The organism is Candidatus Phytoplasma crotalariae, from assembly GCF_030586865.1.
In the GTDB taxonomy this organism is placed as follows: Bacteria; Bacillota_I; Bacilli_A; order Acholeplasmatales; family Acholeplasmataceae; genus Phytoplasma; species Phytoplasma citri.
This window is the reverse complement of sequence record NZ_JAOSIR010000005.1, coordinates 1-24,648: the sequence shown is the minus strand read 5'-3', so window position 1 is coordinate 24,648 and position 24,648 is coordinate 1. Positions and strand designations below refer to the sequence as shown.

Annotated in this window: 18 protein-coding genes and 10 tRNA genes; 1 reads left to right on the top strand and 27 read right to left on the bottom strand. The window is 25.5% G+C overall.

Annotated elements, in window-relative coordinates; all coding sequences use genetic code 11:
• Positions 1 to 767 precede the first annotated feature (767 nt).
• The 14 genes from OC683_RS00700 to rpsT all read right to left on the bottom strand — a co-directional run bounded on the left by OC683_RS00700 (position 768) and on the right by rpsT (position 19,074).
• Positions 768 to 2,258, bottom strand: coding sequence for a 2-hydroxycarboxylate transporter family protein (locus tag OC683_RS00700; RefSeq protein ID WP_304514648.1), 1,491 nt, complete (start codon positions 2,256 to 2,258; stop codon positions 768 to 770).
• Between the two features lie 93 nt (positions 2,259 to 2,351).
• Positions 2,352 to 2,867 carry a DJ-1/PfpI family protein gene (locus OC683_RS00695; RefSeq protein ID WP_304514647.1) on the bottom strand — a complete coding sequence of 172 codons (516 nt, stop codon included), beginning with the start codon at positions 2,865 to 2,867 and terminating at the stop codon, positions 2,352 to 2,354.
• A gap of 66 nt (positions 2,868 to 2,933) precedes the next feature.
• On the bottom strand, positions 2,934 to 4,094 hold the full coding sequence (locus tag OC683_RS00690) for an NAD(P)-dependent malic enzyme (RefSeq protein WP_304514649.1): 1,161 nt from the start codon (positions 4,092 to 4,094) through the stop codon (positions 2,934 to 2,936).
• A gap of 312 nt (positions 4,095 to 4,406) precedes the next feature.
• Positions 4,407 to 6,545 carry an ABC transporter ATP-binding protein/permease gene (locus tag OC683_RS00685; protein WP_304514646.1) on the bottom strand — a complete coding sequence of 713 codons (2,139 nt, stop codon included), beginning with the start codon at positions 6,543 to 6,545 and terminating at the stop codon, positions 4,407 to 4,409.
• 75 nt (positions 6,546 to 6,620) lie between these two features.
• Positions 6,621 to 7,556: an ABC transporter ATP-binding protein gene (locus OC683_RS00680; RefSeq protein ID WP_304514645.1), complete on the bottom strand. Its 936-nt coding sequence runs from the start codon at positions 7,554 to 7,556 to the stop codon at positions 6,621 to 6,623.
• 203 nt (positions 7,557 to 7,759) lie between these two features.
• Positions 7,760 to 8,584 carry an ABC transporter ATP-binding protein gene (locus OC683_RS00675; protein ID WP_304514644.1) on the bottom strand — a complete coding sequence of 275 codons (825 nt, stop codon included), beginning with the start codon at positions 8,582 to 8,584 and terminating at the stop codon, positions 7,760 to 7,762.
• 53 nt (positions 8,585 to 8,637) lie between these two features.
• Positions 8,638 to 9,381 carry an ABC transporter permease gene (locus OC683_RS00670; protein ID WP_304514643.1) on the bottom strand — a complete coding sequence of 248 codons (744 nt, stop codon included), beginning with the start codon at positions 9,379 to 9,381 and terminating at the stop codon, positions 8,638 to 8,640.
• A gap of 129 nt (positions 9,382 to 9,510) precedes the next feature.
• Entirely contained in the window at positions 9,511 to 10,440 is a 930-nt protein-coding gene (locus OC683_RS00665; RefSeq protein ID WP_304514642.1) for an ABC transporter permease, read from the bottom strand.
• Between the two features lie 81 nt (positions 10,441 to 10,521).
• Positions 10,522 to 12,171, bottom strand: coding sequence for an ABC transporter substrate-binding protein (locus OC683_RS00660; RefSeq protein ID WP_304514641.1), 1,650 nt, complete (start codon positions 12,169 to 12,171; stop codon positions 10,522 to 10,524).
• A gap of 273 nt (positions 12,172 to 12,444) precedes the next feature.
• Complete coding sequence (gene argS, locus OC683_RS00655) at positions 12,445 to 14,139, bottom strand: arginine--tRNA ligase (RefSeq protein ID WP_304514640.1); 1,695 nt, start codon at positions 14,137 to 14,139, stop codon at positions 12,445 to 12,447.
• A 140-nt stretch (positions 14,140 to 14,279) separates the two neighbouring features.
• A complete protein-coding gene (locus tag OC683_RS00650; RefSeq protein ID WP_304514639.1) occupies positions 14,280 to 15,176 on the bottom strand; it encodes an RluA family pseudouridine synthase in 897 nt (298 codons plus the stop codon).
• Between the two features lie 78 nt (positions 15,177 to 15,254).
• Complete coding sequence (locus tag OC683_RS00645) at positions 15,255 to 17,381, bottom strand: ATP-dependent metallopeptidase FtsH/Yme1/Tma family protein (RefSeq protein WP_304514638.1); 2,127 nt, start codon at positions 17,379 to 17,381, stop codon at positions 15,255 to 15,257.
• A 63-nt stretch (positions 17,382 to 17,444) separates the two neighbouring features.
• Complete coding sequence (serS, locus tag OC683_RS00640) at positions 17,445 to 18,725, bottom strand: serine--tRNA ligase (RefSeq protein WP_304514637.1); 1,281 nt, start codon at positions 18,723 to 18,725, stop codon at positions 17,445 to 17,447.
• An 88-nt stretch (positions 18,726 to 18,813) separates the two neighbouring features.
• Entirely contained in the window at positions 18,814 to 19,074 is a 261-nt protein-coding gene (rpsT, locus tag OC683_RS00635) for a 30S ribosomal protein S20 (RefSeq protein WP_304514636.1), read from the bottom strand.
• A gap of 458 nt (positions 19,075 to 19,532) precedes the next feature.
• Between rpsT and OC683_RS00630 the strand changes: the two genes are divergently transcribed.
• Positions 19,533 to 20,003 carry an Hsp20/alpha crystallin family protein gene (locus OC683_RS00630; protein WP_304514635.1) on the top strand — a complete coding sequence of 157 codons (471 nt, stop codon included), beginning with the start codon at positions 19,533 to 19,535 and terminating at the stop codon, positions 20,001 to 20,003.
• A gap of 105 nt (positions 20,004 to 20,108) precedes the next feature.
• On the opposite strand, the gene smpB is transcribed toward OC683_RS00630, so the two are convergent.
• From smpB to OC683_RS00565, 13 genes are all read right to left on the bottom strand, one after another.
• Positions 20,109 to 20,558 (bottom strand): SsrA-binding protein SmpB, encoded by a 450-nt coding sequence (smpB, locus tag OC683_RS00625; protein ID WP_304514634.1) that lies wholly within the window; start codon positions 20,556 to 20,558, stop codon positions 20,109 to 20,111.
• Positions 20,559 to 20,777: 219 nt separating this feature from the next.
• Positions 20,778 to 21,302 carry an inorganic diphosphatase gene (locus OC683_RS00620; RefSeq protein ID WP_304514633.1) on the bottom strand — a complete coding sequence of 175 codons (525 nt, stop codon included), beginning with the start codon at positions 21,300 to 21,302 and terminating at the stop codon, positions 20,778 to 20,780.
• A gap of 61 nt (positions 21,303 to 21,363) precedes the next feature.
• Positions 21,364 to 22,644: a hypothetical protein gene (locus tag OC683_RS00615; RefSeq protein WP_304514632.1), complete on the bottom strand. Its 1,281-nt coding sequence runs from the start codon at positions 22,642 to 22,644 to the stop codon at positions 21,364 to 21,366.
• A gap of 42 nt (positions 22,645 to 22,686) precedes the next feature.
• A tRNA-Phe gene (locus OC683_RS00610) sits at positions 22,687 to 22,762 on the bottom strand.
• 5 nt (positions 22,763 to 22,767) lie between these two features.
• A tRNA-Asp gene (locus tag OC683_RS00605) sits at positions 22,768 to 22,843 on the bottom strand.
• Between the two features lie 2 nt (positions 22,844 to 22,845).
• A tRNA-Met gene (locus OC683_RS00600) sits at positions 22,846 to 22,922 on the bottom strand.
• Between the two features lie 22 nt (positions 22,923 to 22,944).
• Positions 22,945 to 23,035, bottom strand: a tRNA-Ser gene (locus OC683_RS00595).
• Positions 23,036 to 23,046: 11 nt separating this feature from the next.
• Positions 23,047 to 23,123: transfer RNA gene (locus OC683_RS00590), tRNA-Ile, on the bottom strand.
• A 29-nt stretch (positions 23,124 to 23,152) separates the two neighbouring features.
• Positions 23,153 to 23,229: transfer RNA gene (locus OC683_RS00585), tRNA-Met, on the bottom strand.
• A gap of 40 nt (positions 23,230 to 23,269) precedes the next feature.
• Positions 23,270 to 23,345: transfer RNA gene (locus OC683_RS00580), tRNA-Ala, on the bottom strand.
• A 9-nt stretch (positions 23,346 to 23,354) separates the two neighbouring features.
• Positions 23,355 to 23,440: transfer RNA gene (locus OC683_RS00575), tRNA-Leu, on the bottom strand.
• Positions 23,441 to 23,488: 48 nt separating this feature from the next.
• Positions 23,489 to 23,564, bottom strand: a tRNA-Lys gene (locus tag OC683_RS00570).
• Between the two features lie 971 nt (positions 23,565 to 24,535).
• Positions 24,536 to 24,611, bottom strand: a tRNA-Val gene (locus tag OC683_RS00565).
• Positions 24,612 to 24,648 lie beyond the last annotated feature (37 nt).

Here is a 24,648-nt window from a genome sequence, read left to right as displayed (position 1 = left end):
GTTATTCATTCCCTGCTGTAATTCTCTTTTTAGGGAGCAACCATTTGATGAACGATATTCTATGTTCGCGAAAGTTTAGTTTCGAGTGAAACAGTTGTTGACATAATATATCAACCCCTCTCTTGATGCCATTGAATAAATAATAAATTACTATCTTCTTTCGCCCTATAAGAGTCGTTAACTCTCTTCTCGGTAAGGCGATTAACTAAATTATTCCAAATTTAGGTTTACCCTTACGACTACTAAAAAGATGCTTTATCCTTGACCATCCGGGCTTTTATTTCCGGATTAGTAAATTTCATTACTTGGTGTTAGGATTCTCCAAGTTACCCTAAATTTCGACCTTAATTCCTTAGGGGAAGTACCCTCTTCTTGAGAGGCTGATTCCAGGTTTCTTTATCTGATAAACTACCCAATATTTGCTATATATATTAGTAGACTCTGGACTGTCCGTTTGAGCAACTTACTAGACAGGTTATCTTATTACATCAATTTTCCTTCTTAGGCCATCTCAGGCTTCTCCATAGAATTATTTGGTGGCGGAATCATCTTGACTAATTTGCTTTCGTCGCAACCCGCTTTTATGGTCTGCTATAATTCGGCATCCTTTCGTTTGCTAAACCGACCATCTCCTTTCAGAGTTTATCGGCTCTGGCTATTGGTTAGATAGCACGAAATTTAGGCCTCTTTGGCGCCCTAGCAAGAAGAGCTAATTTAGTTAAATATTCCAAATTTTTTTGAAAAAATCTACCAATAGATAACATTTATCAATTGATAAAGTAAAATAATGGAAAAAAAATACTAGCTACAATTACTGTTAAATCTCCACCAAGACGAGTAGATATTTGCGCATAAGGAGATAATTCTAAAGAATCAGAAGCTTCCAAAATAGCTAAATTACCTGCACCACCAATGCTATTAGCACAAAGTCCAGCAGCAATTGAAGCTTGAACCGGATAATAACCCATTTTATTACCAATTATAGCCGATGTTAAAGCAGTAGTTAAAACGCAAATAATACAAGTAAACAAAAACGATAAATTAGAAATTCGATTAATAATCATTAAAATATTAATGTTAATACCGACAACTACTAAAATACAAGATGAAAACGATTGAGTAATAAATTTAGAGGCTTGATTAATATATTGAATATAATTATCCGAAATCAAATCAAAAAACTTAATTAATAAAACTAAAATAACTAAAAAAATAATAGTAGGAGGTACATATTTTTCTAAATTAGCAGATGACCATAATTTCAATAATAAACTTCTGCAAATACTACTTAAAGCATACAAAGCAAAAATAATCAATAAACCCATTTTCATATTTAAAAAACTTAAATTTGAGTTATTATCTTTTTTTTCATTTTCGAGATGATTAAATTTATCAGTATTTAATTTATTTATATTTTTATCTAACTCACCATCAGGACTACTATATTCCGAATTACCAAAAAATTTTTTAATTAAACCACCAAACATAACACTTAAAATACCACCAATTAACAAAGAAGTAATAATGTGGTTTTTAAAAGCATCTTCGAAACGAACTATTCCTTGTGAAAACACTTTTATCAAAGGAATAATTCCGCATGTTAAACCGCCACACGAAATAGGAACAAAAATAAAAAATATAGCATCTAAAAAACTATTACGATGGCTGCCAGGAACGCTATCTATACCACCAATAGGTTTTAAAAAAATGCCTAAAATTCCTGTTACTAATCCAGAACAAATTAAAGATAAAATAACCAAAAATAAAAATTTAGGACCATTTTTTTTTAAAATAAATTTATCAATACTTAAAAGACTACCGCAAACCAATGAAGCAACAAAAAATTCAGAAAAACCTATATTACTATTTTTATTAAAAAAAGATATTCTTTCGCGAAATGCACTTTGAAATTGCATTAATGACGTTTCCAAATTACGAGGAAAAAAATTATAATTAAATAAAAAAGCTGGTAATAATAAACAAAAAATTGCTCCTCCACCCATATCTTTTAATATGGGTATTTTTTTACCTATTACTTTTAATATTTCAGCAAAAATCATAGTAAACAAGAGAACTGAAATTAAATTATGCCAAGATGAATTAAATTGTCCTTTGGTAGAATCATAAGATATCCAAATATGCATTATAGAAATAATCAATAAAAGTAAAGCAAACTCAATCGAAAAACCTAAAATTTTTAATTTAGGTTTTTTATGAGAATGAAAAATTGAATCATTAATAGAACTATTTATATTCATATATAAAAGACTGCTTCCTATTTTTTTATTCAAATTATTTTAAAATAATCAAATAAATATATTGTTGAAATTAAGAATATTAATTTTTATTTATTATTTGTTGAATGTTTTTAATAAAACATTAGCAAAATCTAAAACTGTCCAAGGAGATTGAGAAGTGATAAAATTTCCACTTACAACTGTCATTTTATCAGGACAATATGTCCCTTCTTTAATATAATTTTCATATCCAGGAAAACAAGTAAAAGAATGGTTTTTGAATAAATTTAATTTTCCCAAAAATGCAGGAGCTGCGCATATAGCTGCAATAATTTTATTAGAATCTGAAAATATTTTAATTATATTTAATATTTTTTGTAAAGAATCATGTTCATTTTCTATAACATTTTGTACATAAGAACCGCCTGGTATAATTAAAAAATCATATTTCTCATAAGTAACATTTTTAGAAATATCAGCTTTCAATCTTAATTCCGATGCAGAAACCACATCTAATGAATCATTAAATGTAAAAGTAGTAACATCAACACCATTGTTTTTTAATAAAGCTCTTGTTGCCAAAGCTTCGCAATCTTCGAAACCATTTTGTAAAATTAATAATCCTTGCATAAAAAACAATTTCCTTTCTACCAAATATAAAATAATACAAAATTTAATTTTATAAAATTTATTATTTTAAGAAATATTATTCACTTTCGCTATAGCTTTAACAATAGCTTGTGTACATTCAGGATTAAAAATAGAAGGTAAAATATTTTCTTCATTCAATTGAGATTCCGGAATAACAGCTGCTAAAGCATAAACTGCAGCTAATTTCATTTCTTCTGTAATTTGAGTCACTTTACTATCTAAAGCTCCACGAAAAATCCCTGGAAAAACTAATAAATTATTAATTTGATTAGGAAAATCTGAACGACCTGTCGCTACAATGCGAGCATTACCTTTCTTAGCTTCTGATGGCATAATTTCTGGTACTGGATTAGCCAAAGCAAAAACAATAGCATCTTTATTCATACTAGCAACCATATCAGAAGTTAATAAATTAGATTTAGAAACTCCAATAAAAACATCTTTGTTTTTAATAATTTCATTTAAAGTACCGGTCTCATTATAAAAATTAGTTATTTTAGCTAATTTTTGTTGACTTACATTTAATAATTCTAAATCTTGAGAATTAATTGCTCCATGTTTATCTACTAAAACAATATTTTTAGGTTTTAATAATAATAACAATTTCGCAATAGCTGTACCTGCTGCTCCTGCTCCTAAAATAACTATTTCGATTTCAGACATCTTTTTATGAACAACTTTTAAAGCATTAATTAATCCAGCAGTAACAGCGATAGCTGTACCATGTTGATCATCATGAAAAACAGGGATCGATAATTTTTGTTTTAACTTTTCTTCAATCTCAAAACACTCAGGAGATTTAATATCTTCCAAATTAATAGCACCAAATACAGAAGAAATTTTACTAATAATATTAATCATTTCTTCAGGATCTTCAGAATCTACGCAAATAGGATACGAATCAATATTAGCAAATTTCTTCAATAAAACAGCTTTACCTTCCATTACCGGAATAGAGGCCAAAGCGCCAATATTGCCTAATCCTAATACTGCTGTTCCATTACTAATAACTGCAACATTATTACCTTTAGAAGTATATTTATAAACATCTTCAGGATTTTCTTTAATTTTTAAACATGGCTCTGCTACTCCTGGAGTATAAACGAGAGCCAATTCTTTTAAATTATTCACTTCTACTTTAGATACTGTAGCTAACTTACCTTTTTTTTGTGCGTGCAATTTTAACGCCAACTCTTGATTATTAATCACTTAATCGCTCCTGTTTATATTAGAATTTATTTATAAATGTAAAATTCAAATATTTATTTTAATTATTGAAAAAATTAAAAAACGATTTTAATTATTTAATTATTTTTAATTAATACATTGGGGGGGGATTTAGTGCGTTAATTTAATGAAAAATCACCAATAATAATAATGTATGATCTTTAACAAAATGTCAACCTAAATTTTCTTTTTTTTGTGAATATTTTTATAATTCGATTGTTTTTTACAATAAATAAAAATAATTTATAAAATTTTATAAAATAGTTTTCTAATAATTATACACAAGATTATCTATCTCGAATTAATAATATCAATAGGTTTCTTAATAGTAATTTTTATAATTTGTATAAAAGTAACTAAGATATAAAATATCAATCCTAAAACAAAAACACATATATAAGTTTTTAGGTTTGACATTAAAAAAGGGACAGATAAATAGGAAATAAACCAACTATTTATTTTAAATAAAAAGAATTTAATCAAAATTAAAGCTAAACTCAAATTAATTAAAAAGAAAATCACCATTTCTATTAAAAAAATAGATAAAATATACATTTTACCAGCTCCAATAGCTCTTAAAATTCCTATATCTTTGTATCTTAGCTTAATAGAATTATTAGTAAAAATAATTATCATAATCCCAGCAAAAATAGCTAACACAACTGACACTATAACAATAAATAGTAAAATCGATTTTTTTAGATCTGTTTCCAAAAAATTAAATAAATTTATAAACGGAGTTTGAGATATTGATATTGTGAAATCTTGATTTTTTATTTTATACAAATGATAATAATTATCGACAAAATCATTTATTTCTTTTTTAGATAAATCTTGGAGACAACCTATTATTTTACAAAACTTCAAAGTTTGATTTTCATTATAACCTTTTTTCATAAAATCCGGAGTTATAAATTTATTTATTACTTCTTTAGGTAATAAAACTACATTTTGATTACCAAAATACTTTTCAACTGAATAATATAATTCTAAAAACGCAATTTTTATAGAATTCAAAAAACTAGTTTCCCCTTTTAATTGTGATTTCTGATAATCTTGATTCAAATTATTATAATATTTGATACGAGGGATATATTGATCATCTATCATTTCGATTACAATAGATTCTGCTAATTTTTCTTTTAATAATGACAATAATAGTTCCAAATCATGAGAAATATATTGGAAATCTGGTGACTTCTTATAAGATTGTAAAAATTCGTAAACATTGCGAGAAATATAAATTTTATTTTTGTTAAAATTTAATGGTTTGTGATAACCAATTGCGCTCCAAAATTTTTCATTTTCCGATGTTTCTATCAAATCAACTATTTCATTAAAAAATTCAAAACTTATCATAGGTTGTAAATGAACTTTCGGATTTTTTTGCTTCAATAAATTGAATTCATCCAAAGTCATCGATGACATAGTCGAAAATTTGTTGAAATATCGATTAAAATCGAAATTTTTAGAAAAAACAAAATTTTTTTCAGGATGATTTTGAAACATTGATTTAATAGTATACGAAGATTTAAAAAAATACATTACTGAGAAAAAACCTAATAAAGCAAAAAAAGAAGTTGTTAATAAAATATTAAAAAATAATGAAATAGGTTTATTTTTTATATTATTCCAAGCCATACGAAAAGATAATTTTGAAAAAAACTTAGAATTTTTTTTCTTACATAAATAAATTTTACTATTTATTAATTCTTTATTATTTATATCAAAATAGGAAATATCTGTAAAAAAATTGTTAGACTTTTTTATTTGATCTTTAATAATCTGACCATCTTGTAATTCAATAATACGATCTGCATATTTATGAGCCATTTCTAAATTATGCGAAACCAAAATGATTAATTTTTGTTTAGCAATTCTTGAAAACAACTTTAATATTTGTTCTCCAGTGACACTATCTAAAGCACCTGTCGGTTCGTCAGCTATTAAAAAATCAGGTTCCTTAATCATAGCTCTTGCGATAGCTACTCGTTGTTTTTGGCCCCCTGATAATTCATTAACATGACGCGACCCAAAACCAGCTAAATCTACCTCATGTAGAAGATTATTAATATTTTTATCATTAACTTTTTTACCTTGCAATTCTAAAGCAATTGATATATTTTGAGATACTGTCAAATCATCAATTAAATTAAAATGTTGAAAAATAAAACCAACTGATTGATTTCTATAATTATCGAAATCACTTTCACTAAAATTCCGAAAAGATTTATGGTTAAACATAATATCTCCATCGGAAATTTTCTCCAAACCACCTAATATATTCATCAAAGTAGTTTTACCACTACCAGATTTTCCTACAATAAAAACTAAACCTTTTAACGGTAAAGATATATTAATGTCTTTTAAGGCAAAAATAAGATCTTTTTTAAGTTTAAAAAATTTATTAATTTTTTTACAAATTAACATTATAAATATTACCTTTATTAATTCGCTAAATAATAAATTAAAATTTTTGATATAAAGCTCGATTACAATAAAAAATTATTTTTTTAAAGTACAACTAATAAAATGTTCATCAGATACTTGGTATAAATCTAAATCTGGTTCTGCATATTTTTTAAAATTACGAAAATCAAAAACTTCATTTTCAGCATCATAAAAATTTTTATTAGGTTGAATACGAGAACGATAAATACTAGTTAATAAAAAATCATTTAATAATTTTTTAGTATAAGGATGTATAGGATTACTAAAAATTTTTTTACAAGGAGCCTTTTCAACAATCATACCCTTATATAAAACAATAATATTTTCAACTAAAGAAGCAACAATACTTAAATCATGTGTAATAAAAATCATAGACATATTATATTTTCTTTGCATATCTTTAATTAAATTCAAAATTTCTTGTTGAGATATAACATCTATAGCAGTAGTAGGTTCATCTGCAATTAACAATTTCGGATGACAAATCAAAGAAATGGCTATAGATATTCTTTGGCATAATCCTCCGGATAATTGATATGGATAAGATTCTAAAACTTTATAAGGATCAGAAATCTCTACCTGCTTTAATAATTGTATAGACTGAAGAAAAGCCTGTTTACCATATAATCCCTTGCGTAATTTTAAAATTTCAAACATTTGTGTTTTTATTTTTAACAAAGGATTTAAACTGGAAACAGGATCTTGAAAAATAATACTAATTTCTTGACCACGAATTTTACGCATCTGGTGTTCATTGAAATTAGATATTACTTCTTGATTAAAAATAATTTGTCCTTGAACGATTTTTTGATTCTTGTGTAAAAGTTTTAAAATTGATAAAGCAATTTGACTTTTTCCGGAACCAGATTCACCTATAATAGCAAGAGTTTCTTGTTCTTTTAATTCAAAATTAACTCCTCGAACCGCTTTCACTAAAGAATTTTCAGATTGAAAATAAGTATGTAAATTTTTTACTTGCAACAAATTCATATTATCTCATCCTTTAACAATAAAAAATTACAATAATCAATATCAATAACTCAAATATACTTTAATCATGTTTTAAACTTGTTTAATTTAATTAAATTTTTTTTAAATTTCATTAATAAAATTATCTTGTAACTTTTAAATTTACGAATATCTATTTTAAATTATTCGTTGCATAACCATTATTACAAAGAATTTTAAATATTTTAACATTGCGTTTCGTAATAAGGAATACGAGGAATAGCGTTTAATAATGATTTAGTATAAAAATGTATAGGTTTTTGAAAAATTTCTTGTGTAGGAGCTAATTCTACTAATTGACCTTGATACATTACTCCAATTCTATCGCTAATATATTGAGCCACTCCTAAATCATGAGAAATAAATAAATAAGTTACTTTATATTTAGTTTTAAAATCATTTAAAAGATCTAAAATTTGTTTTTGCACAGTTACATCTAATGCAGAAACAATTTCATCACAAACTACAAATTTTGGTTTTAAAATTAATGTTTTAGCTATATTAACTCTTTGTCTTTGGCCTCCGCTTAATTCGGCCGGATAACGTTCCATCAATTCTAAAGATAATCCGCATTTTTGCATAATATCTATAATCTGTTGATGATACCTAGGATCTTTATAACCCGAAACTTTTTGATGAATTATCAAACCTTCGCCAATAATATCACGCACTTTAAATTTAGGATTTAAAGCTGAAAAAGAATTTTGAAAAATAATTTGTAAATCAGGACGCCACCTTTTAATTTGACTAGGCTTTAAAATACTTAAATTAATATTTAAATCCTCTTCGGGAAAATACCAAACATTACCGTGATTATTTTTTTGTAATTGTATAATTAATTGGCCTAAAGTAGATTTTCCTGAACCTGATTCACCGATAATACTTAAAGTTTCTTGTTTAAAAATAGATAAATTAATATTGTAATTGGCTTGGAAAATTTTTTTATTAACCTTAAAAGATTTATGCAAATTTTCAACTTTAAATAAAATTTTGGATTTGGTTATATCCATTATTTATACCTCTTTCTTCGAACAAAGATAAATTTTATCGCCATACAAATCAATTATTCAATAAATTCATTAATACCTTCTGCTATAAAATTAAAAGCTAAATTAGTAAAAATAATAAACATCATTGGAAAAAAGAATAATCTCGGATAGCTATAAATATAAGTTTTATTAAGACTCAACAACATCCCCCATTCCGGAATAGAATTATCTAAACCAATTCCAATAAAACCAAAAGAAGAAGCTACTAAAATAACACTACTTAAACTTAAAACTACTCTAATCAATAAAGTAGTTAATAAATGAGGAAAAATATGTTTCCGGATAATATAACTATGACTGGCTCCTAAAGCTAAAGCATTTTTCACAAAATCTTGACTAGATATTTTAATCGTAGCATTTTTAATATTTTTAATAAATGTTGGCAAATAACAAATAGATAAAACCATAATTAATTGATAAATTCCAGTTTTTAAAAAAAACATAATTAGAAATGCTAAAATAAAATCTGGAAAAACAATTAAATAATCGCAAATAAAATTTGTTATCATATCCCAAAAACCCGAAAAATAACCACCTAAAATTCCTAAAATTCCTCCTATCACAAAACTAATAGAAACAGAGATACAAGCTATATATAAAGATGTTATAGTTCCTCTAAGTAAATAAGCAAAAACATCATGACCTAAAGAATCTGTTCCGATCCAATGATAAGATCCAGGCTCTAAAAAAGATTCATACAACGAATTCCACATAGATGTTTTATTCGGAATAACCATAGGAAGAATAAAAGTGATCATTAATAAACAAAATAATAAAATCAAACCCACTAATAAAATTTTATTTTTCTTATATAAAAAATTTAAAAAATAAAATATTTTTTTTGGAATAATAAAACATACCTCCTTATAATTTTGAACCGAAAAAAATTATTTTTTAATAAAAGTAGGATCAATAAAACAACATAACAATTCAACTAAAATTCCAATCAAACTAATAACTAAAGATAAAATTATTACGCAACATTGCAAAACAGGAAGATCTCTTTGATTAAAAGAATTAAACATTAATAAGCCTAAACCATTTAAATTGAAAATACTTTCTAAAACGATAGCGCCACTTAACATAAAATTAAAAATTAAACTTACATGAGTAAGAATGGGAACTAAAGAATTTTTTAATATATGTTTAAACCAAATTCTTTTATTAGACAAACCTTTCGCTCTAGCAGCTATAACAAAAGGTTGTTCCGAAACAGATATTAAAGTGACACGAGCAATACGGAAAATTGAAAAAACTGCTACTAAACTTAAAGAGATAATAGGCAAAATCCATGATTTAATTTGATCTAATCCTGAAATAGGTAATAAATTCAAATAAAAAGCTAAAAAATATTGCAATAAAAAACCAATAATAAAACTGGGCATAGAAATAAATAAAATAGAGGTAAAAATCAAAATATAATCTATTTTACTTTTGAAATTTATAGCGGCTAAATAACCTAAAAAAATTCCTATTACTGAAGCTATTAAACAACTTACACAAGTTATTGTAAAAGTAATTTTGAAAGATTTTATAAATAAACTTAAAGCTGACATTTGAGGATACGCATAAGACTGACCAAAATCCCATTTAAAAATGATCTTAGAAATATAACTCCAAAATTGTTCTAAAAAAGTTTTATCTAACCCTAATTGAATTCTTAATTGTTCTCGTTGTTGAAAAGTACTTTTATAACCTAACAAAGATATAACAGGATCTGAAAAAAATTTCATAGCACTAAAAATTAATATCGCAACAATTAAAAAAATTAATCCGACATAAAATAATTTTTTGACAAAATACTTGTGAAAAAACATTTAATCCAAGCTTTCTCCTTTAATCTATCACATAATTTTTTTAAAATTATAAAAAATTTTTATTTAAAAAATGTAGTGAATTTAAATTTTACGTAATTTAGTTATATCTAGTTCCCCGAGTATATTAATATTAAAATTTTCTATATTTTTACGCATAGCTATTTCAGAATATTTTTGGCAATACAAAGGAATAATAGCATATTGACGGAATAATAATTGATGAAAATTACGAACTTGCTGATCATAATCGGGGTCATTAGTATTCAATTTTAAATTATTTAAACCTTGAACAATTTCTTCGTTATCTGATAATTGATGCCAACGCATATATCCTCCTTTTTCTTTAGGACCAAAAAAATGATTAAGAATATAATAAGGAGTAATATCTTCTAAACTTTCTGAAATCATTAACATATCGAAATCGCCTTTTTCTCCTTGATTTACCAATTCATTCAATTCTCTAATTTCATGCTTAATATTAAAACCTTCTTTTTTCAAAAAATCAGTTATACGACTAGCATAACGATAAGAAATAGGAGATGTCGGATTAATGCTGAAAAAACTTATTTCTTTACTATTATTAAGATTTCGACTTACAACCGAATTATCAAAATTAGGTGCCTCTAAATAACCTATTATACGCGAATCTGACATACTATTAACTACTTGATAACGCTCTGGATCTTCGCCTAATTGTTCTAAAAATTGTTGTTTTTTAGCCGAAGATAATGTTTCGACAATGTTGTTACGTTCTTCAAGTGATAATTTTTGACAATTTAAAAACAAATATGTTATAGCTAATGTTTCTGGTTTTATAATTTTTAAATCAGAAGATCGAGATAAATCTTTAGATGAAATTTTATCAAGAACAAGAAAAGATATATCGATATCTCCTTTTTTAAGATGCATATTAATAGTTTGAGGATCCGGAACACAAGAAAATTTGATTTGTTCAATATTGCTATCGCTATAATCATCTTTTCTATAATAATCCATAAAACGATCTAATTGAATATTATTATTATCAAAATATTTTAACTGAAAAGGACCTAAACCAATTCGACGATTAGGATTATTATCGCTTTCAAAGAGAACAATAGGTATTTTACTTAAGTGATAATAATTTTGATAATTTAATGGATCTGAATTGTCTTTAAAAAGAATAAAAAAACGATTTATATCATTATTGTCTATTTTAATATCTTCAATAAAATTCGAGTGTTCACCACCCGTTTGTTTATCATACAGAACATTATTAAGAACATCTCGATTATTCAATACACGCCCATTATGAAATTTAATACCCGAAGATAAACAACATTGATAATATCCTGTAAATTTACCTTCTGTTATTTTTTCTGGCATAGCAGTTAAAAGACAAGATTTATATTCATGTTTTAAAACCTTATTTTCTTGAAAACAATATCCTTTGATTAAATATTCATGTAATAAATTCCTAATATAACTATTAACAACCGTATTAGCTCCTTGTCCCAAGATCCCAAAACCTTCTTGTACCGGAACTGTTGAACCTAAAGTCAAAATATGTTTATTTTGTTCATTGAAATTATTTCTATTTTTTTGATAATGTTTTATAATAATTAATAACATAATTACTATAAAAACGCTTATTATTAAAGTAAAAATTTTTTTATTTTGTATAATGCGAAAATTCATCAATAAAAATATACCTAAACTTCCTAATAAAATACTAATTAAAATAAAAATCATATTCTTTCTATAACCACTTCTATTCCTTCCAAAAATTTTCAAATATTTAACAACAAAATATTAATTATTATATCAATTATTTTATAATATAAACAATATAATAATATATTTATATAGGTTTTTTGAATTCATATTTATAAAATAAAACTTTTTGTCACTTTGTAATTATTATTATGTTATAAAAAATAAAAGATAAAACATTTATAAACAATTTATTTATATAAAATGCTTTTTTCATTATTTAAAACGTAATTTTATATTATCATAATAAATTCACATCTTTACTACAATAGGAATTCCTAATAATTTTAATCCTTCCTCCAAAACTATACAAATACTTTTGATTAATAAAATGAGACCTTGTTGTAACTCTATTTTAGAAGTTAAAATTTTTTCTTTTTCATATAAATGATTAGTATGTTGAGATAATTTCAATAAATAACGAGCCAAAAGACTAGGCATATTATTTTGAATAATTTTTTCTAAAATCCCAGGAAAATCATCTAACAATTTAACAATAATAAAATAATAATCTTTTTGGAAATAATTATTTAAAAATAACCAATTCAATTTATTGAATTCAATATTACATTTTATTTTAGAAATAATCGACTTTAAACGTACCAAAGTATATTGTAAATAAGGCCCTGTGTTTCCTTCAAACTTAATCATCTTTTCTAAATTAAAATCAATATTTAAATGACGATCGTTTTTTAAATCATTAAAAAAAATAGCACCAATAGCAATTTTTTCTGCTATTTTAGTTATATTTTTTTTTGATAAATTGTTATTTCTATTTGCAATAATTTTTTCAATCTTATTTCGAGCATGATTAATAATATCTATTAATTTATAATCTTGATGTTTTCGAGTAGAAATTTTGATTTTATTTAAACAAATTAAACCAAAATTAACATGTTGAATATCAAAATCATATCCCATTTGTTTCATAATTGCAATTAATTGTTGATAATGTAATTTTTGTTCATTACCTACCACATATAACATTTTCTGAAAATGAAATTTTTGAGCACGATATAGTAAACAAGCCATATCTCTCGTTAAATAAAGAGTACTACCGTTATCTTTTTGAATTAAAGCTGAAGGTATATCTTTTAAAGGAAAAATATAGGCTTTTTGATCAACAATAATTAATTTTTGTTGATATAAATTTTTAACTAAGCGCAAAGCTTTTTGGTGATAAAAAGATTCCCCTATATAAAAATCAAATGAAATACCCAATAATTTATAAATTTTTCGAAATTCTTTTAAAGAAATACGCCGAAAAAAACGCCATAATTTAAATATTTGTTCATCTTTTTCTTCTAATTTTTTAAAAATATTTTTAGCTTCCGAATGGAGAATATTATTAGTTTGTGCTCGTTTATGAAACAAAATATAAAGTTTTTGCAATTCATCAATAGGATTATTCAAAAGCAAATCTTTTTTACCCCATTTTTGATAAGCTAAAATCATTTGGCCAAATTGAGTCCCCCAATCGCCTAAATGATTAATACCAATAGTTATAAAACCTAACTTACGATAAATATTTTTTAAAGCATTACCAATAATAGTAGAACGTAAATGACCAATAGAAAAATTTTTCGCAATATTAGGAGAAGAATAATCTAAAATAACCACCTGATTGTTAATCGATTTTTGAGCATAATTTTCAGATAATTTATAAATGGAACTTAAAATTTGTTGACTAATGAAACCTCTTTGTAATCTAATATTTAAAAAACCATTAGCAAATTGAACTTCTGATACTTCTGTTAAATTTAATAAAATTTTTTTAAAATCATTAAAGATCTTTGATAAATCATTATTCCATTGTTTCTGATAGATAAATAAAGGCAAATAAAAATCCCACAATAAATCTTTATCATAATATTTTACTATAGACTTAATATTAAATTTGGCATTTAAAATATTAGTGATTTGGGTTTGCAATTTTTGCAAATACATAAAAAAATTCTCCTAATTTTTTTTGAAAAAATCATTTAAATTTAATATTAAAGTTAATATTATATTTGAAAAAAAGAAAATTATATTTAAAATATCCTCTATCAGGATAGTTTAAATATAATTAATTCTTCAATAAAAAATTACTCTAAAAACTGAATAAATTCCTTAAATTTTTGAGGCAAAGGAATATCAAATTGTAATCTTTTTCCTGTCCAAGGATGATTAAAATATAATTTTTTTGCGTGTAAAAGTTGAGACGAAACCGAATATTTTTTGGAATTATATAAATTATCCCCTATAATAGGATGTTTTAAATAACTTAAATGCACACGAATTTGATGAGTACGTCCTGTTTCTAGTTGAATTTCCAAAAGAGAATAATTATTAATTTTTTTTAAAGTAGTAAAGTGTGTAATAGCTATTTTACCTTGAGAGGCCACAGACATTTTCAAAGGATTACGATGATCTCTTTTAATAGGCAAAATTATAGTACCTGCTTGATCTAAAAAACCTTCAATTAAAGCATAATATATTCGTATAATACCTTTATTTTGTAATAATTGTTGCATTTTCTCAACCACTTCTATTGTTTTACCTACTAAAATCAAACCTGTAGTATCTTTATCTAAACGATGAATAATGCCCATGCGTTCGCTCAAAGGCATTTTAATAAAATCTTTAAGTTGATACAATAAACCATTAATTAAAGTAACACCACGAAAACTAACTGAAGGATGAACTATCAAATTAGCAGGTTTATTAATAACAGCTAAATATTGATCTTCATAAATAATTTCTAAATTCAAATTAATAGGAGATAAAAAATCAGATTTTTCAATTAATGTAGATAAATTTATTGTGACTATATCTTGACTCTTTAAAAGATTGCTCTTTTTAACTAAAGTATTATTCACTAACACTTGATAATGAGCAATTAATTTTTGAACTTGATTTTTAGTCAACCCAATTTTAATAGTAACAAAATCATCTAAACGAACTCCATTAAATTTTGTTTCCACAATAAATTTTTTGATCATAAAACCTAAGTCCTAAAAATAATAAATTCTTAATTATATTTATATAAATCTAACATTAATTTATAATAAATATTATTCTTAATTATTAGATTTTTTCGATAAATCTTCATTTTCAGTTTTTTTATTATCAGAAATATTATCAGAAGATTCATTATTATTGATAACATCAGAATTATTGAATTTATCATTAGAAGATTCTCCAAGAGTATCATTAGTGTCATTTTGATTTGATAAATCATCTACATTTTCATTAAATGCATCATGAGATATTTCTCCAGGAGTATCATTTTGATTTTGTAAATGCCCTAAATTTTCATTTTGTTCTTGATCAAACCAACTCAATTTACCTGTTAAATATATCTCTGCAACATCTTTAGTGACTAAAGTTTCTATTTTTAATAAATATTGAACCAAATTGTTTACAAAATTTTTATGCTTTAAAAGAGTTGTTTTAGCTAATTGATAACATTCATTAATAATATTTTTCACTTCTAAATCTATCTCCGAAGCCTTAGAATCTGAAAAATTTCTTTCAGATTGGCTAAATTGAACTAAACCTACTTTACTCATCCCATATTTAATTACCATTGTTCTAGCAATGTGACTAACATGATCGAAATCAGCATATGCTCCGTTAGAAATATCATCTAAAAAAATTTCTTCTGCAGCTCGACCACCTAAAGAAATCGCAATATCAATAATTAATTTTTTTCTTGACTTAAAATTAGAACTTTCGCTATCAGGAGAAATAATATTATATCCACCAACAGAACCTCTTGGAATAATAGTAATTTTACGAACTTTTTCGATATTATCTAAAACAACAGCTAAAACACCATGACCCGCTTCATGATATGCCACTAATGTTTTTTCTTTTTTAGATAAAAAATCTTTTTTACGTGTAGAGCCAATTAATATACGATCAATAGCCTCATTAACATCTTGAGGTTCTATAGTTAAACTACGACGACGTACCGCTAATAAAGCAGATTCATTTAAAACTCCTTCTAATTGAGCTCCGCTAAAACCAATAGTTTCTTCAGCAATTTCATTTAAATTAACTTCTGGACTAAAACGTTTATTTTTAGCATGTAATTCTAAAATAGCTCTACGATCTCTTGCGCTTGGTAAATTAATAGTAAAACGACGATCAAATCTACCAGGTCTTAAAATCGCTGAATCCAACAGTTCGGGTTTATTAGTAGCAGCTATAACAATAATTTCTGTATTCGAGTTAAAACCATCCAATTCTACTAATAATTGATTTAAAGTATTATCGTGTTCTGAATGATGACTACGAGTACCCCTTTTATGAGCTAAACTTTCTACTTCATCAATAAAAATAATACAAGGAGAATGCTGAGCAGCTTTTTGAAATAAATTACGCACACGAGAAGCCCCTACTCCTACATATTTTTCCACAAATTCCGATCCAGAAGTCGCAAAAAAAGCTACTCCCGCTTCTCCTGCTACAGCCTTAGCTAATAAAGTTTTTCCAGTACCAGGAGGTCCAGATAATAAAACCCCTTTAGGGATACGGGCCCCCATATCTTTATATTTTTGTGGATATTTAAGAAAATCAATAATTTCTTGCATCTCAATTTTCTCTTCAGAAAATCCAGCTATATTTTTAAAAGTAATATTGCTTAGTAAATCGACTTGATCTTTTTTACCAATATATTTTTCGCCCATTTGTTCAAAAAATTTATTAGTAGTAGATTTGAATAAAGAATATAATAAATAACAACTAATTAATGGCAAAATAAAACCAATAGCATCAACTAAAGGACCAAATCCTAAATAAGGAGGATCTGTATGAGGATTATCTAAAATTTTTTGATAAGAAGAATCATTTTGAGACTTGTCTGCAATGATATCGATAATTTTGTGATAAATTTTGTCAGATACAGAATAATAGGTGATTATTTTTTCTTTACCTACAATATTATCAGAAGTATCTAACATTTTAACTTGTAAATCATATAAAGCCGGTATACTACGAACTATTTTTGGTTTAATTTCTTTAATTTGAACATTCTTTTTCGGATTTTCTAAAACATTTATCAATTCCATAACATGATTAGGTTGTTTCATAATTTGGTCAAATATATTATGCATAGACATAATTACTCCCAAAAATCCTATAAGACCTATTAAATGCCAAATAGTAATATGTTGAAAATATTTTTTGTAAAAATCGATCATAATTTATTATTCCTTTTTTATAAAATTTTTATATTATGTCTCAAGAATGATTTTTAATAATAATTAATTTTTAATTATATCTGTTCCTAAATATTTTTGTAAAACTGTAGGCACAATAACATTACCATCTTGATTTTGGTAATTTTCTAAAATCGCTGCCATGGTTCTACCTATAGCTAAAGCCGAACCATTTAAAGTATGTACCAATTTACCTTTATCTTGTAAATGCGTTTTAAACTTAATATTAGCTCTACGTGATTGAAAATCTTCCGCATTGCTAATAGAAGCTATTTCACAATACTTTTGTTGACTAGGTAGCCATACTTCGATATCATAAGTTTTACTCATACTAAAACCTAAATCACCAGTGGATAACATCATAATACGATAAGGTAATTGTAATTTATCTAAAATAACAGTAGCATCTTTTAACATATTATCCAAAACCATATAAGATGTTTCTGGTTCTACAAATTGAATTAATTCAACTTTATTAAATTGTTTCTGTCTCCAAATTCCTTTAGTATTTTTACCAGAAGATCCTGCTTCCTCGCGAAAACAAGTAGTGTAACTAACATATTTAATAGGTAATTTTTTAATATCTAAAATTTCTTGACGATGCAAATTAATAGTAGGAACTTCAGCTGTCGGATTTAAATACCAATTATACTTATTTGATTGTAATTTAAAAACATCTTGAGAAAATTTAGGCAATTGACCTGTAGCGAACATAGATTGTTGATTCACTATAAAAGGCGGTATTACTTCAAAATATTTATTAGACACATGAGTATCTATCATAAAATTAATTAAAGATCTTTCCAAACAAGCTCCTAATCCTTTTAAAACGACAAATTTACTACCAACAATTTTAGAAGCTTTTTGAAAATCTAAAATATTCAAACTTACCCCTAATTGAAGATGATCTTTGATAACAAAATCATAGCAACGAGGTTCAATAATAGAACGATATACCTCTATATTATCAGCTTCACTCTCTCCCATTGGAACACTTTCGTGAGGAATATTAGGTAAGCAATACAAAATATTCCTAAATTTTTCTTCAATTATCTTCAAACTATTTTGTAATTTGTTTAAATTTTCTTCATGATGGGTATTATCATCTAGAATACTTTCTGAATTTTGATGAATCAATGATCTATTGCTTTTTAGACGAGAAGATTGATTCTTAAAATATTTTATACTTTCAATTTTTTGTAAAAGTTGATTTTTAGATTTATATAAAATAATTAATGTGTCCAATAAATCTTCATTAACAAATCGATTTTTCAATTTATTCTTCACTAGGTCTATATTTTTAAGTATAAATTTGATATCCAACACGACTTATAAAACCTCTTTGTGCTATCGATTAATTAAATAAATTTTTTTTAATAAAAATTTAATTTTTTTTCATAAACAAAGATATAAATTAACTAATGGATATATTATTCAAAGTAATAGCAGCATTTCTTTTTTTTCTGTTTACATAATTTCCTGCATAAATACCTTTAGATAAACCTTTATCTAATTTTTTGCAAACTATACTATAATATACAGAAGCTTCACGAAAATCTTTAGCATTTTTTAATTTCTTAAAATAAGTTTTAGTAGATGATTTGAAATCATTATTACGTAATCTACGTTTATTATTAGTAATAATTCTTTTTTTTTGTTGTTTAATATTTGCCATTTACATAAATTCCTTTTTTAAATTTAGATTATTTAAATATTTTTTTCATTATTAAAATTATAAAATTTTTTTCGAATTGAAAAAACGTCTATGCTACATTATATATTAATAACATTCGTTTTTTATTAGTTTTTGTTTCAATATTTATATAAAATCATTAAATTTTATTAAAAATATCTCTCCAGATAAAAGAGAAAAATATAATTAATTTTTTTATCTAGGATTATTTTTAGTAAAAAAAATATACTAATGAAAATATTAAATTTAAATTTAACAAAAACATATTTCAACGTATACATATCCTATTATAACATCATTAGATATTTATTATTGAATTAAAGAAAAAAATTTGTTAGAATAAAAATGAAAAATTTATTAAAATAAATAAATTTAATTATATAAGTTTATATTAAGAAATTTATTTATAAAATTAATGATAAGGAGATACACAAGGTAGTATGTCATCAATACTTAAAGATTTATTATCTATTCCAACAATTTTAGATTTAGATAAAAGATTACCTAAATCTGATTTATGGGATTGCAAAGATTATTATTTACTTATCATGGATTTACCAGGTTTTACTAAAGAACAAGTGAAAATTTCCGTTAATGACGGCCGTTTAACTATTGAAGCAGATAATCGTTGTCCACAAACAAAAAAATCACAATCTGTAAATAAAAATGATTCTACCAAAGAAAACAATTCCTCAAATGATTTTTGTTGCTCAATGGATAATTGTTCTGATTGCGAAATATTATATCAAGAAAGATTTTATGGCAAAATAGAACGCACCTTTAATTATAACTTTATACACTTAACTAGTGTAAAAGATATTGAAGGTAAATTAGAAAACGGATTGTTAACACTGAAAATTAGTAAAAAAACACAAATCCAACCAAGTCAAGAATTTGTACAATTAAAATAATTTATATAAAAAAATAAAACAAAAAAACAAAAAAAATTCAAAAATTGACGTTTTTGAATTTTTTTATTTTTTTATATAAAATTTTTTTATTTCAAATTAATTAATTTAAACAAATTCTTTTAAAATTTTTTTTGTATACATTAATTCGTCTCTATGTTTTAAATCTTGACGTTTATCATATTTTTTTTTACCACGAGCTAAAGCAATTTCTAACTTAAACAAATTACGTTGATTAAATATTTTAACAGGAATTAAAACAAAACTATGAGTTTTTATTTTATTTTTAATTTGTAAAATTTCTTTTTTTTTAAGTAAAAGTTTCTTTTTTCTATTATTGATATAATCAAAATCATTACTACAAGAATATTTAGTAATTTTCATATTAATCACAAATAATTCATTATTATCAAAACAAACATAAGAATTATCTAAATGAACTTGACCTAAACGAATAGATTTCACTTCATTACCTAAAAGTTGAATACCAGCCAAATACTTTTTATCCAAAAAATAATCATAATTAGCTTTTTTATTAAAAATAATTTTTTGTTTCATAAAATACCTAAAAAATATCACTTATCGAAATTTAACCAAAAAATCTCCAATTATTAAAAAAATTATATAAATGAATTTATATTTTTTTATATTATTATATACAAAATTCAATATTTGAAACCATATATTCGTTATATATAAATTATCAATAATATTTCAATAAAATTTTTATATATTTTTATTCAGAAATAAATATCAAAGATAAACAAATTACTTTTGTTATCTTTTCCTATATTTTAACAAGGCTTTTTCAACAATGGATACTGCTTCTTGAAAATCTTCTATTTGTTGAATTTTAATAACTTTCTGTTCTAAATCTTTATAATGTAACAAAAAATGTTCTATTTCTGATAATAAAAATTTTGGTATATCTGATAAATTCACATATTTTTGAAACATCAAATCTTTTACAGGAACAGCAATAATTTTATCATCTTGTTGACCATTATCTAACATACGAATAACCCCAATAGGACGACATTCAACTAATGTCATTGGATCTAAAATTTCTTGAGTTAAAACGAAAACATCTAAAGGATCATTATCGTCGCATAAAGTTAAAGGAATAAAACCATAATTAGCTGGATAAACAAAAGCTGTGTTTAAATAACGATCTAAAATTAAATAACCAGTTTCTTTATCTAATTCATATTTTTTTTTACTACCACGAACAATTTCTATAAAAACTAAAAAATTATGACCTGATAATCTATCAGAACTAATCAAATTAAAGTTATTATCCATTCAATACCTACCATTTTAACATTAATAACATCGATTAATTATAATTTTATTTATTATTTACTCAAGCCAAACGCGCATTAAAAAAAGCTTTTTTATGTATTGATAAAGTTTTATTATATAAAACATTAATATTTAAATGATGAAAAAAAGAATTATAAAAAATTTTTTGTTTTTTATCTGTTCTTAAAATTAATAAATGATCAATAAGTTTAATTTGTTCAATATTATTTTCATCTTGAAAAATTTCATAAAAATTTAAATAAAAATCACTTAATTGTTCATTTTTTTCTAACTTGAATAAAAAACCTAAAGTCTTATGTCCTGCATCATTTTTAATATCCAAATTCATTTCATATAAAGGTTTTATACGTTGAGTATTAATCGAATAATTAACTTCAAAAAGACTTGGAATAAATACGCGACTAAAACTTAATAAGACATTAAATAACAAATTACGATCTAATTCATCAATATCACTTAATTCATGAATTTTTTCTAATAACTTATTAATAGACACTTTCATCGATTCTTCATCGGAATCAGAAATTTCCATTAAATGTTGAATATAAATAACTAAATGTTTTCGGAAATTATCTACATCAAAATTTTCATCTCTAAGATTAATAATTTCATGAATTAATTCTAAAACCGAATAACCTTTAACTTGACAATTACAAAACGAAATATTAACAGAAATTGCTTTATCTAAATCTTGAGAAGGTAAATAAAAATAACCTAAATTAGGATTTTTTTTTAATAAACGATAAAAATCTAAAGCTACCAACGAAACTTTTTCATATTTATCATCGATAAATTCTTCTTTAATGCCTGATAAATTTAAACACTTAAATAAACAATTTATCTTAGATAAATTAGCATCAAAAGTACCAAATAAAATTTGTTTAAAATTAAACCATTCAAAAAAAGAAGCACACGGAACAGTTCTAACATTTTTTAAAGCATAAAACAATCTCATTCGTTTAGAAAAAAAAGAACCTAAATCATGTTTACAACTAAGTAAAAAAAATTGATTAGGCAAAGACTTGTCATGAGATAATAGAGAAATTTCCATTTCAGCTTTATTATTATCTGTAGATATTTCGGTTTCATCGACATTTTGATTAGCTAAAAAAGGTTTTAAATTAGGAAAATTTTTAAGTTCTGATTTATCCAAAAATGTTGTTAATTCAATAGTTTCTAAAGGTTCTGATGATTTTTCCATCGCTTTAACAAACAAAAATTTAATATTAATAATTAATAATATTGAAACTAAAAATAATATAAATTTACAAAATAAATATTTATTATTATTTTGATTCAAAAAAAATATTTTTGACTTCAAATTTAATTTTAGACTCTCTTCTAATCAAAAATAAAATTATTATGGCGGCTCCGGGCAGAATCGAACTGCCGACACGAGGCTCTTCAGGCCACTGCTCTACCGACTGAGCTACAGAGCCAAAATTGGCGGTCCGAACGGGAATTGAACCCGCGATCTCCTGCGTGACAGGCAAGCATGTTAACCACTACACCATCGGACCATTGGTTGCGGGAGTAGGATTCGAACCTACGACCTTCGGATTATGAGCCCGACGAGCTACCAAACTGCTCTATCCCGCGATCTTTAAATAATACAAATAATTGGCGGAGGAAGAGGGATTTGAACCCCCGCGTCTTTGTAGACCTTCCAGTTTTCAAGACTGGCCCCTTCAACCGGACTTGGGTATTCCTCCAAAATATACTTTGGTGGACCCGGTAGGATTCGAACCTACGACCAACCGGTTATGAGCCGGTGGCTCTGACCAGCTGAGCTACAGGTCCATACTCATATCATTAAATATCAAATTTAATGGTAGCGGTAAAGGGATTTGAACCCCTGACCTCACGGGTATGAACCGAGTGCTCTAGCCAACTGAGCTATACCGCCTTTAAAACATTATTAGTTTGAATAAATTTCCAAAAATTTTTGGTGGAGCTTAGCGGATTCGAACCGCTGACCTCCTGTGTGCAAAACAGGCGCTCTACCAACTGAGCTAAAACCCCTTTTTTTTATGGTACCCAAAGCCGGACTTGAACCGGCACGACATAAAGTCATGGGATTTTAAGTCCCACGTGTCTACCTATTCCACCATTCGGGCCCTCAAAAATGTATTGTATTTTGTGAATTAATTATAATAATTATTAAATGGTGTCCCGTAAAGGATTCGAACCTTTGACACCTTGATTAAAAGTCAAGTGCTCTACCAACTGAGCTAACGGGACATTTTTTTATTTTGGTGCCAAAAGCAGGAATCGAACCCGCAACCTACTGAATCGAGATAGAATTAACACGTTTAATCATTTTTTTAAAATAGATTTATTATATTAAGCCTCTCACACCACCGGACAAGCTAGTTTCCCAGCATCCGGCGATTATTTAAGTGATAATTTGATTTAGCCTAAAAATTTATAATTTCTTGAGTTTTTCTCCATCTAGATAGATCAAAACTCTTTATCCATTTAATATTATTTTACAACAATAATTTTTAAATAAAACTAAAACATTATTTAAAAATTTGCTAAACCTTCACAAAAATTTCCTCTTTCGCCTTGTACCAAGCTTTCCTTGGCTCCTTGGTGAGTCAGTTTAACCAAATATTCCAACTTGATTCTTAAATTTCTCACGACTACTATGATTCTGCTTTTTCCTTGCGAAAATATTGCTATTCTCGTTTAGGATGATAAAAGTTATTCTAAATATTTACCTATGATTTTAGGTGAGGTAACCAATACTTTTTTGTTGATTATATTAATTATAAAAATAAATATACAACATTATTAAAGATTGGTGGGTTCTGAGTTAAGTAAATGATAATATCTATACACCTTGTAATAGATCCGTGTATAAATTGCCTCAGATTTATCGGGATTTATACAGTTTTACCGATAAGTGACTGAATTACTCCGCTTTTCCTCTTAGTCTCGTTTCAGAGATTATCCATAATCATATCAGCTCGCGTAATCATATTAACTAAACTGATTCGTCTCAATACACTTTGATATCTTGCTATAATTTTGTGTTCTTTCGTTCTCAAAACCAGATATCAGCTGCCGTTTCATTATCACAAAAACGTGTAATTGGTTAAATTACTTAATATTCAGACCTCTTTTTCGCCCTTACAAGTCAGTTGCTCTACCAATTGAGCTATTTTGGCACAAATATCAATTATTATAACAGGGAAGCTTTTTTGGTTTGGTAGAGAATGAGGGGATCGAACCCCCGACCTCCTGCTTGTAAGGCAGATGCTCTCCCAGCTGAGCTAATTCTCTACTACAAATAATTCCGGGCAAACCCCTATCTTGGCAA

Coding starts and splice junctions, on each gene's coding strand:
- OC683_RS00700 (WP_304514648.1), bottom strand. CDS start 2,258: ATGAATATAAATAGTTCTATTAATGATTCAATTTTTCATTCTCATAAA.
- OC683_RS00695 (WP_304514647.1), bottom strand. CDS start 2,867: ATGCAAGGATTATTAATTTTACAAAATGGTTTCGAAGATTGCGAAGCT.
- OC683_RS00685 (WP_304514646.1), bottom strand. CDS start 6,545: ATGTTAATTTGTAAAAAAATTAATAAATTTTTTAAACTTAAAAAAGAT.
- OC683_RS00680 (WP_304514645.1), bottom strand. CDS start 7,556: ATGAATTTGTTGCAAGTAAAAAATTTACATACTTATTTTCAATCTGAA.
- OC683_RS00675 (WP_304514644.1), bottom strand. CDS start 8,584: ATGGATATAACCAAATCCAAAATTTTATTTAAAGTTGAAAATTTGCAT.
- OC683_RS00670 (WP_304514643.1), bottom strand. CDS start 9,381: ATGATCACTTTTATTCTTCCTATGGTTATTCCGAATAAAACATCTATG.
- OC683_RS00665 (WP_304514642.1), bottom strand. CDS start 10,440: ATGTTTTTTCACAAGTATTTTGTCAAAAAATTATTTTATGTCGGATTA.
- OC683_RS00660 (WP_304514641.1), bottom strand. CDS start 12,171: ATGATTTTTATTTTAATTAGTATTTTATTAGGAAGTTTAGGTATATTT.
- argS (WP_304514640.1), bottom strand. CDS start 14,139: ATGTATTTGCAAAAATTGCAAACCCAAATCACTAATATTTTAAATGCC.
- OC683_RS00650 (WP_304514639.1), bottom strand. CDS start 15,176: ATGATCAAAAAATTTATTGTGGAAACAAAATTTAATGGAGTTCGTTTA.
- OC683_RS00645 (WP_304514638.1), bottom strand. CDS start 17,381: ATGATCGATTTTTACAAAAAATATTTTCAACATATTACTATTTGGCAT.
- rpsT (WP_304514636.1), bottom strand. CDS start 19,074: ATGGCAAATATTAAACAACAAAAAAAAAGAATTATTACTAATAATAAA.
- OC683_RS00630 (WP_304514635.1), top strand. CDS start 19,533: ATGTCATCAATACTTAAAGATTTATTATCTATTCCAACAATTTTAGAT.
- smpB (WP_304514634.1), bottom strand. CDS start 20,558: ATGAAACAAAAAATTATTTTTAATAAAAAAGCTAATTATGATTATTTT.
- OC683_RS00620 (WP_304514633.1), bottom strand. CDS start 21,302: ATGGATAATAACTTTAATTTGATTAGTTCTGATAGATTATCAGGTCAT.